12 protein-coding genes and 1 pseudogene are annotated in these 14,121 nt (G+C 67.5%); 4 read left to right on the forward strand and 9 right to left on the reverse strand.

Annotation, left to right across the window (positions count from 1 at the left end):
- Window positions 1-203: 203 nt before the first annotated feature.
- A complete protein-coding gene (locus tag FRANCCI3_RS20215; RefSeq protein ID WP_237704547.1) occupies window positions 204-1,925 on the forward strand; it encodes an IS66 family transposase in 1,722 nt (573 codons plus the stop codon).
- A 51-nt stretch (window positions 1,926-1,976) separates the two neighbouring features.
- Here FRANCCI3_RS20215 and FRANCCI3_RS20220 read toward each other — a convergent pair whose 3' ends face one another.
- Together FRANCCI3_RS20220 and FRANCCI3_RS20225 are read right to left on the reverse strand one after the other, a co-directional pair.
- The gene (locus FRANCCI3_RS20220) at window positions 1,977-2,273 is read right to left on the reverse strand and encodes an AMP-binding protein (RefSeq protein WP_011438374.1); all 297 of its coding nucleotides are present in this window, start codon (window positions 2,271-2,273) and stop codon (window positions 1,977-1,979) included.
- A 73-nt stretch (window positions 2,274-2,346) separates the two neighbouring features.
- A complete protein-coding gene (locus FRANCCI3_RS20225; RefSeq protein WP_011438375.1) occupies window positions 2,347-2,967 on the reverse strand; it encodes a DUF6875 domain-containing protein in 621 nt (206 codons plus the stop codon).
- A gap of 472 nt (window positions 2,968-3,439) precedes the next feature.
- On the opposite strand from FRANCCI3_RS20225, the gene FRANCCI3_RS20230 reads away from it, so the two are divergent.
- Together FRANCCI3_RS20230 and FRANCCI3_RS20235 are read left to right on the forward strand one after the other, a co-directional pair.
- Complete coding sequence (locus tag FRANCCI3_RS20230) at window positions 3,440-3,973, forward strand: RrF2 family transcriptional regulator (RefSeq protein WP_011438376.1); 534 nt, start codon at window positions 3,440-3,442, stop codon at window positions 3,971-3,973.
- 41 nt (window positions 3,974-4,014) lie between these two features.
- The gene (locus tag FRANCCI3_RS20235; protein ID WP_237704548.1) at window positions 4,015-5,304 is read left to right on the forward strand and encodes an MFS transporter; all 1,290 of its coding nucleotides are present in this window, start codon (window positions 4,015-4,017) and stop codon (window positions 5,302-5,304) included.
- An 83-nt stretch (window positions 5,305-5,387) separates the two neighbouring features.
- Here the strand turns inward: FRANCCI3_RS20235 and FRANCCI3_RS20240 are convergent, their stop codons facing one another.
- From FRANCCI3_RS20240 to FRANCCI3_RS20255, 4 genes are all read right to left on the reverse strand, one after another.
- On the reverse strand, window positions 5,388-5,582 hold the full coding sequence (locus FRANCCI3_RS20240; RefSeq protein ID WP_035959288.1) for a hypothetical protein: 195 nt from the start codon (window positions 5,580-5,582) through the stop codon (window positions 5,388-5,390).
- A 75-nt stretch (window positions 5,583-5,657) separates the two neighbouring features.
- The gene (locus FRANCCI3_RS20245) at window positions 5,658-6,101 is read right to left on the reverse strand and encodes a hypothetical protein (RefSeq protein ID WP_011438373.1); all 444 of its coding nucleotides are present in this window, start codon (window positions 6,099-6,101) and stop codon (window positions 5,658-5,660) included.
- Window positions 6,102-6,119: 18 nt separating this feature from the next.
- Window positions 6,120-6,956 (reverse strand): IS5 family transposase, encoded by an 837-nt coding sequence (locus tag FRANCCI3_RS20250; RefSeq protein WP_011435557.1) that lies wholly within the window; start codon window positions 6,954-6,956, stop codon window positions 6,120-6,122.
- Between the two features lie 65 nt (window positions 6,957-7,021).
- On the reverse strand, window positions 7,022-7,369 hold the full coding sequence (locus tag FRANCCI3_RS20255; RefSeq protein ID WP_011438378.1) for a methyltransferase domain-containing protein: 348 nt from the start codon (window positions 7,367-7,369) through the stop codon (window positions 7,022-7,024).
- Between the two features lie 86 nt (window positions 7,370-7,455).
- Between FRANCCI3_RS20255 and FRANCCI3_RS25030 the strand changes: the two are divergent.
- A pseudogene (locus FRANCCI3_RS25030) lies at window positions 7,456-8,384 on the forward strand (IS5 family transposase); the annotation flags it as partial.
- 81 nt (window positions 8,385-8,465) lie between these two features.
- Here the strand turns inward: FRANCCI3_RS25030 and FRANCCI3_RS20265 are convergent.
- From FRANCCI3_RS20265 to FRANCCI3_RS25035, 3 genes are all read right to left on the reverse strand, one after another.
- Window positions 8,466-9,227 carry a M48 family metallopeptidase gene (locus FRANCCI3_RS20265; RefSeq protein WP_011438381.1) on the reverse strand — a complete coding sequence of 254 codons (762 nt, stop codon included), beginning with the start codon at window positions 9,225-9,227 and terminating at the stop codon, window positions 8,466-8,468.
- Between the two features lie 146 nt (window positions 9,228-9,373).
- Window positions 9,374-12,706: a type I restriction endonuclease subunit R gene (locus tag FRANCCI3_RS20270; protein WP_011438382.1), complete on the reverse strand. Its 3,333-nt coding sequence runs from the start codon at window positions 12,704-12,706 to the stop codon at window positions 9,374-9,376.
- A complete protein-coding gene (locus FRANCCI3_RS25035; RefSeq protein WP_011438383.1) occupies window positions 12,703-14,013 on the reverse strand; it encodes a restriction endonuclease subunit S in 1,311 nt (436 codons plus the stop codon). The genes FRANCCI3_RS20270 and FRANCCI3_RS25035 overlap by 4 nt, the downstream gene beginning before the upstream one ends.
- Between the last annotated feature and the right edge of the window lie 108 nt (window positions 14,014-14,121).

Genomic DNA, 14,121 nt, shown 5'->3' on the forward strand with positions numbered 1-14,121 from the left:
CAACGCCCGGTGAACGTCCGCCGAGAAATGCGAAGAGATCAGTACTGGGACTGCGCCAACGCGCGCCACGGCCAGCGCTGCCAGCACGTACGTATTCGGAAGTCCCGTTGTTGATCTTTTGGGGTGACGGCCTTCGGGGCTGGGTGTGGCCTGATGGTCGTGGTGGGTGATGTTCTGCCGGTCGGGGTGGTTTGCTGCGGTGCGTGACGGTTGTCGAGTCGGGGGCGGGCGCTGCCGCGAGCGGTGAGGTTGCCGAGGGCGCGGCGCTGCTGGCGGAGAACGCCTGGCTGCGGGCCCGGGTCGCGGAGCTGTTGACGGACATCGCCGGGCTGGTCGCGCGGGAGGCGACGCGTGAGGCCGAGGTGGTGGAGCTGCGTCTCCAGCTCGAGGCGTTGCAGGCGGAGCTGGCGACGTTGCGGCGGATGCTGTTCGGCCGGTCGTCGGAACGGGAGTGCGGCGGGTCGCCGGCCGTGGGTTCGCCGGATGGCGGGGACGGTTGTGGCGACGGGGCGCGGGGCGAGGCCGCCGGGTCGGCAGGCCGGCGGCGGGGGCCGGGCGCGCGCTCGGGCCGGCGGAGCTACGACCATCTGTCCCGCGACGAGGTCGACTGCGACTTCGAGGGCGGGGGCTATGGCTGCCTGTCGTGTGGGCAGCCGTTCACGCCGTGGGGCGAGCATGTCGTCGAGCAGCTCGACTGGCTGGTGACGGTGCGGGTTCGGGTGTCGAGGCGGCGCCGGTATCGGCGGGGCTGCCGCTGTGGCGGGTCGTTGACGGTGACCGCGCCGGGACCGTCGAAGGCGATCGGGAAGGGCCTGTTCACGCACCGGTTCCTCGCGATGCTGATCGTGGAGCGCTATGTCGCGGGCCGTTCGCAGAACTCGCTGGTCACCGGGTTGGCCCGGCACGGCGCCCAGCTCTCGCCGGCGACGCTGACCGGGGCGTGCGCCCAGGTCGCGGGCCTGCTCGCCCCACTCGCCGAGCAGATCGTCGGGCGGTCGCGGGGGTCGTGGCACCTGCACGCCGACGAGACGACCTGGCGGGTGTTCACCCCGACCGGCGGCGGCGGGCCGGCCCGCTGGTGGCTGTGGGTGTTCCTGGGGCCGGACAGCGTCTGTTTCGTGATGGACGCGACCCGCTCGACGGCGGTGCTCGCCGAACACGTCGGCCTCGACCCGGACAGCGGCCAGCTGACCGACGACGCCGACGGCGGACCGCGCCGCCTCGTGCTGTCGTCGGACTTCTACACCGTGTACGTCTCCGCCGGCCGCCGCGCCGATGGCCTGGTCAACCTGTACTGCTGGGCGCACGCGCGGCGGTACTTCGTGCGGGCCGGCGACGCGAACCCCGCCCAGCTCGGGATCTGGGCCCGCCAGTGGGTCGAGCGGATCCGCGCGCTCTACACCGCGCACGGCGAGCTCGCCGCCGCCTGGCACACCGCCGCCGCGGCCCCGTCGCCGGCCACCGAGAAGCGGCTCGCCGCCGCGTACGCCGGCTGGGACACCGCGATCACCGTGATCGACACGGTTCGCCGCGAGCAGACGGCCTCGCCCGGCCTGCAGGAACCCGCGCGCAAGGCGCTCGCGACCCTGGACCGGGAATGGGACGGGCTGGTCGCCCACCGCGACTACCCCATGATCGGCATGGACAACAACCCGGCGGAAAGGGCGATCAGGGGCCCGGTCGTGACCCGGCGCAACGCCGGCGGCTCCCGCACCGAGGACACCGCCCGCCACGCCGCCACGATCTTCACGGTCACCGCGACCGCCGCGATGCACAACCTGAACCTGCTGACCTACCTGGAGAACTACCTCGACGCCTGCGGCCGGGCCGGCGGCAAGCCGCCGACCGGCGCCGACCTCGACCGGTTCCTGCCCTGGGCCGCCAGCCCCGAGGACCTCACCACCTGGCAACAGCCTCCCGGCTGACCCCGACCCCCGAGACCCCAGCGGAGTGCCCCACGGTCACGCCGCCCACGATCATGCCCCAACGGGATTTCCGAATACGTACGCCAGCACCACATCGAACCCGTTCGTCATGATGACGGCCACCTGATCGGCCGGACGGACCCCAGCAGCGTACAACCGGTGTGCCGTTTTATCGACAACTCCCGCCAACTCGGCGACGGTGAATTCCCTCCGATCGCGTCCACCGTCGACCAGGTTCAGTGGATGGTTTGTCGTGACAGTCATTCCTGGATTGTCGTCGGCCGCCTCGGCGAGCAGATCGCCAAGATAGAAGGGTGCTGCGGCTGGTGCTCCTGGGAGGCTTCCCATACCTGTCCAATCTCCCGCAATGTTTTACGTCCGAGGCTCGTTATTAGTCCACATCCCTGAGGCTTCGAAGGTCTTATGCGGGACACAGGGGGGTCCCAAAAAAGCGCTCTTCGGCTGCGGAGTAAAGCTCTGCAAGGATGCCCGTCTGGGTGCGCTCGCCCCTGTAGTGATCTCCAAAGCGGTCGCGATAGACGGCGAACCAGTCGGGTCGGCTATGCAAAAAGAGAATGTCGTGTACTGACATTCTTCGTATTGCGAATAGCGGGACTGGTGAGACGTTGACGTGAAAATCTTGATTGCGTGCCGATGGTTCCGTGCAGGAGCCGTGGAACTGGCCGATCATCAACCCCAGAGACACCGCCTCGCTCTTGACTATGGAATGCACCTGGTCTATGAGAGGCCAGTCCTGTTCGCCCATGTCAGGGAACGCGAGCACAAGAGCCGGCAAGGAAAGTTCAGGCTGCCAGAACAACGCGGGAAACAGGCGTATCGCCTCGCGGACCCGGTCCTCCAGCCAACTGGCGAAGATCGGCTTCGGTAGATCCAGTGTCCATAGTCGGATCTGGTCGCCGTCGAGGGCGGGGCGTACATAGGGGCAGACGGCCCCCAGGCGTCCGAGCATGGGGTGCGGTCGTGCGAGGTAGCTGCGAAACCAACTGTTGACGGTCTTCTCCGCCGTGTGGTCGTCAGACATCGACTCTCCGGATTTGACGCTGCCAGGCAGGCGCGACCAACGGTCGGCACCTCGCCGTAGCGGGACGGCATCCGCTCCCCCGGCGACGCGGTCGGACCAGGCCGCACAGGCGCGCGTGCACTTGTGCGCAGGGACCGATGTATGCCGCGTTCCAGCGACCCCTCACCGCGAGGTGGAGCGGCAGACTCCATGATCAGAAAGCTCTTAGCGGACATCTCAGATAGGAAAAGACTGTAATAGCACCCGCGTGGGATTGCAACCACATGCAGCGATCGGGTCGCATTCGGCTGCATGCCCCACCTTGATGGTCACCATGCGTAAGCATGTCATAAACGGTGAGATCCGGAGCGCCGGCGGGCTCGCGCTACCGCCACCCGATCCGACGGCGCCATGCATCGCGCCCTAGCTGCGACCTGACCCGCGGCGCGTCTACCCAGGTGAAGCAGTATTCCGGTGATATACTATCCGGAATATGAGGCTCAGTCAGGGAATCGAGTGGGCGTTGCACTGTTGCCATGCCCTCGCGGAGGCGCCGGATGGAAGCTCGCTGCCCGTGCAGCAGCTCGCTGCGCTGCACGGTGGTAACCCGGCCTACCTGGCCAAACACCTCCAGGCGCTGTCGAAGGCCGGGGTGGTCGTGTCGGTCCTCGGCCCACGCGGGGGCTATCGACTCGGCCGTCCCGCGGACCAGATCCGGCTCCTCGACGTGGTCGACGCGATCGAGGGCTCCAGCCCGGTGTTCCTGTGCACCGAGATCCGCCAGCGAGGGCCGGCCGCGTTGCCACCGGCGAACTACCGAGCGCCCTGCGCGATCGCGGCGGCGGTGTCGTCCGCGGAGGACGCGTGGCGGCAAGCTTTGGCGTCGACCACCATCGCCGACATCGTCACCGCATCGCGCCGGCAGGCACCCGAGGCCGTTACCGCTACCGCTCGCTGGCTACGCGAGACCGTCGACGCGAGAAGCCGGGGCCAGGCAGACGAGCAGAACAGGAAGGCGGACGGGTGACGGGCCACGGCGCGGCCCGGCGAGACGTACCAGAGCCCAGGGTGACTCGTCCCCCTGTGGAGGCTTCATCCGCGTCGACGCGCGAGGTCCGACTCGACGGGGCCCCGCCGAACTCGACAGACCACGGTGATGCGCCCTGTCCCCGGCCCGAGACGCGCGACCGGCAGCGGTGGGGCGCGCTGATCACCGGCTGGCTGGCACTGTTCGTCATCGGGACCGATCTGTTCGTCGTCTCGCCCCTGCTGCCGATCTGGCGCTCCCGGTTCGACGTGTCACTGCGCACGGCCGGACTGACGGTGACGGTCTTCGCCCTGGCCTACGTCGTCGCGGCACCCGCGTGGGGTCGGCGAGCGGTGAAGGTATCGCCGCCCGCGGTGCTGGTTCTGGCCCTGTCCGGCTTTGCGGTGTGCAATGTGTTGACCGCCCTCGCCCCGAACTTCTGGACGTTGCTGGCCGCTCGGGTCGGCACCGGTCTGTTCATCTCCGGCGCCACGGCCACCGTGTTCACACTGGTCGCAAGCAGCGCCCCCAACGGGCGACGGGCGTCGTGGCTGGGGATCGCCACCTCAGGGCTGCTGTCCGCGCTGTGGGCCGGAGCCCCTCTCGGTGGCCTGGTCGCACGGCACACCAGCTGGCGGGCGGTGTTCGTCATCCTGGCCGCATTCGCCGTCCTCATTCTGGTTGCTGCCCGCAGAATCTGGCCGGACACACAGGCAGCCCGCGCCGCCGCTGCGCCCGCCAGCCGCAGTGCCGCGTGGCGGGCCCGCGCCGTCGCGCCGACCGCCTGCTGGGCGGCAGCCGTCTACGGCCTGTACACCTATCTGTCGGCTGGCCTCGGTGACCGGCCCGGATGGTCCACCGCCTGGCTGAACGCATCGTTGATCGTGTACGGGTTGTGCGCTGTCGCCGCCACGTTCCTCGGCGGTCGGATCGCAGACCGCCACGGCGCCGCCCGCACCACCTGGACGGCACTCCTGCTGCTCGCCGCCGCCGACGTCGCGTTCTCCGCAAGTCTCTCCAGCGCGGCGGTCACCACCTGCCTTGCGATCGCGTTGCTCGCGTTCGCCGCCTACACCGCCTTTCCCGCCAAACAGGCTCAGCTCGTCTCCGACCATCCCGCCGACTCCGCCCAGCTGATGTCCTGGAACCAGAGCGCCATGTACCTGGGGATCACCCTCGGCTCTCTGGCCGGCGGACGCATCGCCGACGGCCACTTCCGCGCGCTGCCACTCGCATGCGCGGCGGTCGCCATCCTCGGCGCCACCACACAGGTATCCACCGTCCGCCGCCGGACTCCGGCCGGTCATGCAGCGGATAGTGACCGGTGGTGACGGTTGATTCTGGAGCGCCGGTCCCGGACCTCCGGACTCCGGAAGCGCCGAATTCCGGACGTCGAAAGTGGGCCCGACTACGGTCAACGCCGCCACTTCGTGGCGAGCTCCCGATCCCAGGCCGACCTGGGGGAGTGGCCAGCGTGAGTGACGTAGACGCGCCAAGCAGTCGTGAGCATGTCAGTGACCCAGTAGCGGCCCAGGGTGTCCTCGTGTAGGTCGCCGATGGCATCGGCGACCGCGGAGCGCAGACTGTCCGCGTCGTAGTCGAAGAACATGATCAGATAGCTGGCGAGTTCGGCGGTTGCGCCACGTTCCCCCTCAGTGGGCGTTCTGCACGCTTTCGTCGGGCCTCAGCTTGAGTTGATCTCTGGGGTGGCCGGTGGGTCGGGCCGGGGCAGGACGAACAGGCCGGGATCGGGCTCGGTGAGAACACCCCGCTCTACCAGCCGTTTCAGCCGGGCCCGCATGCTCTCGACATGCCGGGGCTCGGTGCCGCCACCCAGCGCCCGGCACACGTCCTTGGCGTGCAGCCCGTTCCCGCCCCGGGTGAACACGGCCAGCACCTCCCGATACCCCGGCGGCAGCGGCTCGGCCGGTGCGGCGTCGTTCTCGGCGGCCAGGTCCAGCACCGTCTCCCGGGTGATCTCCAACCGTTCCAGGGCACGTTCAGCGGCGGCGAGCTGCCCGGTGAGCCGGGCGATCTCCTCCCGCAGCTCCTCGACGGCCCGCCCGGCGCGGGCCCGCCGAGCCTCGATCTGTTCCAGCACCTCCCGCACCGGCACTCCGCTCGTCATTCCCGACACTCCCGCCGGTCAGACCGGCGGGTCACGCCAGGTCGGGGTGGCCGCCCCGGTCAGCCGGCGGGCCATCACCTCCACCATCGACCAGTGGATCATCGCTACCGCGCTGGCCGGTTTCGCCTCGTAGTCCCGGGCCAGCCGCCGGTGCAGCATCAACGTGCCCAGGGTCTGCTCAACCCGCCACCGCTTCGGGAGCGGGGTGAACCCCCGCGCTCCCGGCTCGCGTCCGACGACCTCGACATCGATGCCCAGACCGGCGCCGTGCTCGACGACGGTGGTCTTGAACCCGGCGTCCACCCACGCCTTGCGCACCGGCGGGGCGGCGGCGGCGACCCGGTCCAGCAGGGCGGTGCCGATGGTGTTGTCGTGCACGCTGGCCGCGACCACGACCACGGCGATGAGCAGTCCCAACGTGTCGACGGCGATCCCGCGTTTACGGCCCGGGCTTTTCTTTCCCGGGTCCAGGCCGGTCGTGCCCTTCGGGGCGTTGGTGGAGGACCGGACGGTCTGGGAGTCCAGCACGACCGCGCTCGGGTCGGCTTTCCTGCGGTGGTGCTCACGGACCAGCCAGCGCAGCAGGTCGTGGATCGTCTCGGTGGTGCCGTCGTCGCGCCACTGGCCGAAGTAGTAGTACACCGCGGACGTCGGGGGCAGGTCGTGGGGCAGGTAGCGCCACTGGCAGCCGGTCCGGGCCTGGTAGAGGACCGCGTTCACGATCTCCCGCATGTCGTAGCCACCCTCGTGCCCGCTAGCCGAGGGATGCCGGGCCTTCCACGCGGTGAGGACCGGGCGGATCAGGTCCCACGCCTCATCGGACAGGTCACTGGGGTACGGCTTGCGTTCTGCCATGTCTTCCAGCAGAACGCGCCAGCCGGCGAACGCAAGACGATCAACTCCGCACCCCAGAGATCAACTCAAGCTGAGACCCGGCGAAAGCGTGCAGAACGCCCACTGAGGACCCGTGTGATGTCGGTCAGCATGCGGCGGGGATGACGTAGCGGTGCCAGGACACTGAAGCCGATGACCGCGTCGAAGCTGGCGTCGGGCAGCGGCAGTGGCCGTTCCGCGAGATCCCATACCGATCCCCATGTCTGGCTGTTCTCCGGGGTCGGCCGGATCTGGCTCAGTGCCGCCCGGGTCGGGGCCAGGGTCGTGACGCTGCCGCCGGGCACGACGGCCGCGAGCGCCGCGGGCGTCAGTCTGGCGCCCAGGCTGAGGTCCAGCAGGTCCTGTCCGGTACGGGCGGCGGCGCCGTCTAGCACGGTAGCTGCTAGGGCCTGTTCTGAGTCCGGATCACAATCGGGGTGTTCATCCTTCGTTCGGGTGCTTCGGCTGGTAGCACGGCTGTATGACGCGTGGTGATCTGACCGATGGTGAATGGGAGTTGATCGAGCCGCACCTCCCGCTGGGGGCGTCCGGACCGATCCCTGACCTGCGCAGCTATTTCAACGCGGTGATGTGGAGGTTCCGTACCGGCAGCCCCTGGCGGGACGTGCCGAACAGCTACGGCTCCTGGTCGACGATCTACGACCGGTTCCGCATGTGGGCGCGGGACGGGGTCTTCCAGACCCTCATGGACGCAATGATCACCGAGGCGGCGGCGCGCGACGATGTCGATCTCAGCCTGGTCAGCGTGGACTCCACCATCGCCCGCGCGCATCACCACGCGGCGGGCATGGCGGTCGACCCGGACCTCCTGGAGGACATAGAGAAGGCCCTGACGGAGGAAAAGGGGCTTCAGAAACCGGGCAAAACGACTCCGTAACCGAGGCGCCCGAGGGCGGAGAGGAAGCCGAACGGGCACGGCGCCGCGCGGTACGCCGACGCCGCAAGGCCCGGCTGAAAGCCGCCGAACTGGGACGCTCCCGGGGCGGGCTGACCAGCAAGGTGCACCTCGCGACCGACCGGCGCTGCCGCCCACTGTCCATCATCCTCACCCCCGGACAGGCCGCGGACAGCCCGCGTTTCCTCCCGGTCCTTAAGAAGATCAAGGTGCGTGGACCGGTCGGCCGCCCCAGGACCCGGCCGGACGCGGTCGCCGGCGACAAGGCGTACTCCTCCCGCGCCAACCGCGCCCACCTGCGCACACGGAAGATCCAGGCGGTGATCCCGGAGAAGGCCGACCAGACGGCCAACCGTAAGAAGCGCGGCAGCGCCGGAGGCCGCCCGGTCAGCCACGACGCCACGCTCTACAAAGACCGCAACACCGTGGAACGCGGCATCAACAAGATCAAGGAATGGCGGGGTCTGGCCACCCGCTACGACAAGACACCCGTCGGAACAGACCCTAACTGTCGACACCTCACTTGCCCCTGCCAGGGCCGCCACCGTTCCTCGATCCCAGGTGGTCAGTCGCTGTTATCCGAGCCAGAGGGTCGCGCCGAGGGCTGCGAGCCTGTTCTTGCGGGTCTCGTAGTCAGGCAGGGCGCGTTCGACCAGTCGCCAGAAGATTGGTGTGTGGTTTCGTTCGTGAGCGTGGGCGAGTTCGTGGACGAGGACGTAGTCGACGAGACTGACCGGGAGCTGCATGGTCGCCCAATGGATGTTGATTCGCCCGGTGGTGCTGAGCGAGCCCCATCGGTGGCCGAGGTCGCGCACGTCGAGGCCGGTGATGTCGACACCCATGCGGCTGGCCCAGGGACGGATGCGGGGTGGTAGCCAGGTTGCCCCTCGGTGCCTGTACCAGCCGATGAGCGTTGCGGAGCCGTCGGCGTCTGTTGCGGCCAGGCTTCGGGGCAGGTGTATTCGGCCCTGGGTGAGGCGCACCGGGGACGCCAGGGTTCGGCGGCGCCCAGCGGCTGGGCGGCCAGCCCGGGGGAGGACACCGCCGTCGTCCACCGCTGGATCGTCGGTGAGGAGCAGGCGGTAATGCCGGCCGAGGTAGTCGAAGCCCTCTCCGTTGACGAACTGCTTCGCAGGCCGCGGGGAGAGCAGGACATCCTTCTCCGCGAGGCGTTGGTGGACCCACGAGCGGTGGCTGCGCACCCACCGTGCCAGCCGGTCCGGGTCGGCGTCAGTTGGGGTGTGTAGCAGCAGGGTTCCGTCCCGGTCGACGGTGATCCCGACGGTGCGACGGAGCTCGGAGGCGCGGATAACGAAGTCCAATCCTCCGATCGTCATCCGCGCATCCTCGCCGCTTGTCATAGAGCAAGCGTAGGGGGTTGGCCTGTCGGACGGCGTCGACTGGGCCGGCGAGGCGGTGTGGTCTATCGCCTGCCCCTGGACGCAGTTCCGGGCGGCCTGCTGCTGTCAGTGTGGTGGCGCATTCAGCTGACCGTGGGCGGGACTGTCGTGACAACCGCAGCGTGGTTGTGCCGTGCCAGTTCGACGATCTGGTCGGCGATGGCCTCCGCCCGGTCCTGGTCGAACAGGTCGTCGCCGTCGATGGACACGTCGCTGACCGCTACCGTGATCCAGCTGTGCAGGCGTTGCTGGGCGTGGGCGTTCCCCCAGAAGTGCACCCTCCCGATCTCCCGACACAGATGATCGACGATGAAGGTGACGAGCTCGGCGACGGCCTCGATGGCGACTGGTGTCATCTCCTTGCCCTCGGCGACCCGTTCGGCGCGTAGGATGTCGAAGAAGAGGCGTTCGATCGGAGTCAGCTGGACACCGTCGGGCGCGTCGTCGGGATCCTCGGCGGTGGTCCGTCCCGCGCGGGCCTTGTCGATCAGGTCGCCGAGTTCGGCGACGAGCTGGTCCCACTGGTCACGGAGCCGGTCGAGGATCTCCGACAGCTGCTGGGACAGGGTGCGCGCGCGAACCGGGTCGGCGTCGAGCATGCCGCTGATGTGGTGGCGCAGGGCGTGCTCCATCTCCGACGCTTTCGCCCGCTTCGACGTCAGCCCGCCGACCTTCTCGTCGAAGCGGGCGTCGGTGAGCGACACAGGTGGGATCTTCTGGCTGATGCCGAGCGCGACGATGTGGTCGTCGATCAGGCGGCGTACCTTTTCGCCGTAAACGGAGACGTCGAAGTCCGGATCATCGCGGTCGTAGCGTCGCCGTGCGAGCAGGCCGATCACTCCGAACGCCTTGGTGTCGGCCGCATAGGGCAGCGCTTCCGGTCGTGGCAGGACCGTCTCCAGGCTGCGGGTCAGCGCCCGGTAGGCGACCTGGAACGCGGCCCGCAGCGCGTCGTCGGCCAGGATCTGGACGCAGGCTTCCTGATCTGCCGGGGTGTCGAAACGCTCCTGGCCGCGGTCTGTGAACAGCGCGCGGACCCTGGCGTGCCGGTCGGCCAGCAGTGGAAGCTCGTCGGTGATGCTCGCCAGCGCGCCGTCGATGTCCTCGGCCGCATACGCTTCCAGCGCGGCGTGCAGATGCTTGGCGACGCCGAAGTAGTCGACGACGTAGCCGTTGGCCTTCCCCCGAGCGGTGCGGTTCACGCGAGCGATGGCCTGGAGCAGTTCAGCTTCCTTGATCCGTCGGTCGAGGTAGATCACCTGGTCGACGGCGGCGTCGAAGCCGGTCAGCAGCATCGACTTAACCAGCAGGAAGGCAACCGTGCTGGTCGTGGCCGGGTCCGGTGCCGGGTCATCGGGTGCGGGCAGCGGCTTTTTGAACTCCTCGATGACCACCTTCTGCCGGGTCTCGTCGATCCAGTCGCGCCAGTCCTTCTCGTTCTGCTCACCAGAGATGACCGGGACGAAATCGAGCCGAGCGATCAGGTCGCGGTACGGCCAGGCCCGGACGTCGCGCAGCCGGGCGCGCCCGAGGCCGGGGATGCCCTCGGGGGAGGTGGCCCGGTCCGCGGCCTCGGGGGTGCGCAACTCGGCGGGCAGTGCATCGAGCCGGGCGACGAGATCATCACGAGCGGCCAGCAGGGCGTCGCGGTAGCGCACCGCGGCGAGCCGGCTGGTCGCGACGATCTGCGCCTTGAACCCGCCGGGCAAGGCTGTGTCGACATAGTGGCGGAGCATGTCGCGGGCCTTCGCCGTGATCATCTTCTCCGCTTCCAGCACGTTGCCGATGGTTCCCCATCGACGTCGGATCTTCGCCAGCTGCGCATCGGTGAGGTCGGGGAACATGTCCTCGAACAGCTCGTCGAGGTCCGCCGAGTCCTGGACGTCGCTCTTCGTCGTACGGCCCTCGTAGCGGATCGGCACGGTCGCGCCATCCGCCTCAGACTCGCTGATGGTGTACCGGTCCAGATACGGGCCGAAGATCGCATGGGTGCGTTTCCGCTTACCCATGATGATCGGCGTCCCGGTGAACCCGATCCGTGCCGCGTTCGGCAACGCGTCCAGCAGCACGGAGTGCAGAGTGCTGCTGTGCGAGCGGTGCGCCTCGTCCACGAGCACGACGACACCCTCGGACGGGTCCAGCACTCCGAGTGACTTCACCTCCAGCGGGGCGTCCTTCGCCGCGTCCGGGTTCCGGTACTTCTGGATCATCGCGAAAAGCAGCGCCTTGCCCGGAACCGACAGCAGCGAGCGAACCTGCTGGACGTTCCTCGCCGTGCGGGGTGTCTCTCCGGTGAGTTCGGCGGTCTTCGCGAGCTGGTCCTGGAGGTCCCTCCGGTCGGTGACCACGACGACCTTGAAACCGACAAGATCGGGATGCGTCCGCATGACCCGGATCAGGAACACCATGGTCAGCGACTTGCCCGAGCCCTGGGTGTGCCAGATGATCCCGCCGCGCCGGTCGAACTCGCCGTCGGCCACCCGGGTCTTGCCGGTGCTCAGGCGGTGGATGGTGCGCCGGACCGCCCGGTACTGCTGGTAGCGGGCGACGATCTTCATCGTCCGCCCGGCCTGCGCGGGCATGAATAGCGTGAAGTGCCGGACGATGTCCAACAGCCGCTCCGGGGCGAGCATGCCGGCGACGAGCCGCTGCTGGCTGGTCAGCCCGTCGACGCCGAGTGCTTCGGCGACCTCGGTCTCCGGAGTCGGCTCGGTTGTCTTCCACTCGGCGAAGTGATCCGGGTCCGAGGTGAACGTGCCGACCTTCGCCTCGTCCCAGCTCGTGGCGACGACGAACTGGTTGGTGTAGAATAGCCGCTCGTTGCCCTCGCGGGTGACAGCCCCGCGCTGGTCGGCGTACCGGGCCAGCTGACGGATCGCCTTCGCCACCGGCGAGGACGTGGTGGGGCTCTTCGCCTCCACGACCACCAGCGGGATGCCGTTGACGAACAGCACGATGTCCGGCTCGATGTAGCGGCGCCCCTGGCTGCCCGGGATGTCCACCCGAAACTGGTTCACCACCAGAAAGTCGTTGTTCGACGGCGTGTCCCAGTCGATGAACCGAACCCGACGGTTCCGACCACCATCGACCTCCGGAATCCCCTCGACGGGCACACCGAGCAACAGCGCTTCCGTCAACTCCTCGTTGATCTCGACCAGCCTGGTCGCCTTCGGCCGAGTCAGCGCGGCAACGGCCTGCGCGAGCCGGCCATCATCAAGCCACAACTCGCCGTCCGGCCCTGGATTGATCCGCCGCAGCGCCGCGTGCAGCCGACCCTCCAACAGCACCTCAGAGAACGACGCCCGACCGCTCGCGGCCGGGGCGTGCTTCGTCCCGGCAAGATACGCCCAGCCCAACCCGCGCAGCTGATCGACAAGCGGACGCTCAACCAGCTCGAACTCGGCAGCCCCGGTCATACCGCCAGCGTATCCACTGCATCCGACACATCCCGCAACCCCGACACCTGAACCCGCCCCATCAACAGATCATCCATCAGCCCCTGCTTGACGAGTCGCAACTTCGCCAGCTCGGCCTTTGTCGAGGATATCTGTCGTTCGGCAGCGCCCAGTGATCCAATTATCATTTTCTGTGTCGCCAGTGGAGGTAGTGGAACGGGGAGTGCGGATAGCTGACTCTTGTTGATCGATGCCAGGTTGGTAGTTTGCTTCGAGATGCCCATGAAGTAGCTGCGCCCTGCAGTGGATGCGCTGTAGGTAGACAAATACTCGGGGAGCAGGCGAATCTTGTCGCAGCGAACACGGAAGATATGATTTTGGTGTAGGCAGGGGTCAATCGACCCGTCCCAGACGGCACCACGCCCGAGCTTGTCGAAGTCCCCTCCCTCCGTCATGAGAACGTCTCCAGCTTGAAGCAGGTAGCGATCAAACTCCGATGTTCGCACGGTTACCGTCTTGATGTCGGTAGTGTCGATATATCCATCTTGCACGTTTGCGACCCGAAGGTAGGGAAGCTCGACTGAACGGCCAGCGGATGTAACACCGCCGAGCGTTACGCCTCCCGTGATCTCGCTCAGACGGTCTAGCCGGTCCATCCGCCAGCAGTCGGGAAGTCGACCCGACCGAATTACATGCTCCTGAAGTAGATCGCCCCGCAATGAGTCGAACACCTGTTCGAGCTTGCCGACGAGTCGCTCCGTTGAACGGATCGCCTCGTCTGCCGCGTCCAGGATCTCGGAAATCTTACGTTGTTTATCTGGCGGTGGGACCGGAATTGGAAGTGCCCCCAGCTGTCGAGAATTAATCGTATACAAACCGGAGCTTGTGGCGCAGTTTCTCCCCCAGTAGGACTGGGAAAAGCTGGAATTCAGCCAGTGTAGCGCAAATCTCGCTTCAAGATTCCTTGGGCGCAATCTAAACAGATGGTTTTGGTAGAGGCAATTCTTCGACTCTGGCCCCACCTGGGCGCATCTTCCGATCTCGGCTGGGTTGGCGTGCCCCTCAACTACGAGTAGATCTCCGTCATCCAGTGCGTACCTAATCCGTTCGCGAGCTGATGCCTCTAGCCATGCGACATCGCTTAGTGTGAGACGACCGCGTTGTACATTCGCAACGCGGAGGTAGGGTGCATCTTTCCTGCCGGACGTTCTCCGTGGTGAAAGGGTTATGCCGGACTGTATCTCGAATTCTGTGCCGACGGTTGAGATTCTTCCCGGGAAGATCTCGCCGAACGATTCTATGGAAATATGTCGGAGTCCATCACTCATAGCCAAGGCCCTTGAGATGGGAGGCGAGTTCAGAGGTCGCGGCGGCGCGGGCGGATTCGAGATAATAGAGGGACGTGGCGTACCTCGACTTTCGCGGTTTTCTTGATC

Source organism: Frankia casuarinae (genome assembly GCF_000013345.1).
GTDB classification, from domain to species: Bacteria; Actinomycetota; Actinomycetes; order Frankiales; family Frankiaceae; genus Frankia; species Frankia casuarinae.

What these genes read in the sequence shown, in the direction of transcription:
- FRANCCI3_RS25035 (WP_011438383.1), bottom strand. Translation starts at nt 14,013, where the DNA reads ATGAGTGATGGACTCCGACATATTTCCATAGAATCGTTCGGCGAGATC.
- FRANCCI3_RS20270 (WP_011438382.1), bottom strand. Translation starts at nt 12,706, where the DNA reads ATGACCGGGGCTGCCGAGTTCGAGCTGGTTGAGCGTCCGCTTGTCGAT.
- FRANCCI3_RS20265 (WP_011438381.1), bottom strand. Translation starts at nt 9,227, where the DNA reads ATGACGATCGGAGGATTGGACTTCGTTATCCGCGCCTCCGAGCTCCGT.
- FRANCCI3_RS20220 (WP_011438374.1), bottom strand. Translation starts at nt 2,273, where the DNA reads ATGGGAAGCCTCCCAGGAGCACCAGCCGCAGCACCCTTCTATCTTGGC.
- FRANCCI3_RS20245 (WP_011438373.1), bottom strand. Translation starts at nt 6,101, where the DNA reads ATGACGAGCGGAGTGCCGGTGCGGGAGGTGCTGGAACAGATCGAGGCT.
- FRANCCI3_RS20225 (WP_011438375.1), bottom strand. Translation starts at nt 2,967, where the DNA reads ATGTCTGACGACCACACGGCGGAGAAGACCGTCAACAGTTGGTTTCGC.
- FRANCCI3_RS20250 (WP_011435557.1), bottom strand. Translation starts at nt 6,956, where the DNA reads ATGGCAGAACGCAAGCCGTACCCCAGTGACCTGTCCGATGAGGCGTGG.
- FRANCCI3_RS20230 (WP_011438376.1), top strand. Translation starts at nt 3,440, where the DNA reads ATGAGGCTCAGTCAGGGAATCGAGTGGGCGTTGCACTGTTGCCATGCC.
- FRANCCI3_RS20240 (WP_035959288.1), bottom strand. Translation starts at nt 5,582, where the DNA reads ATGTTCTTCGACTACGACGCGGACAGTCTGCGCTCCGCGGTCGCCGAT.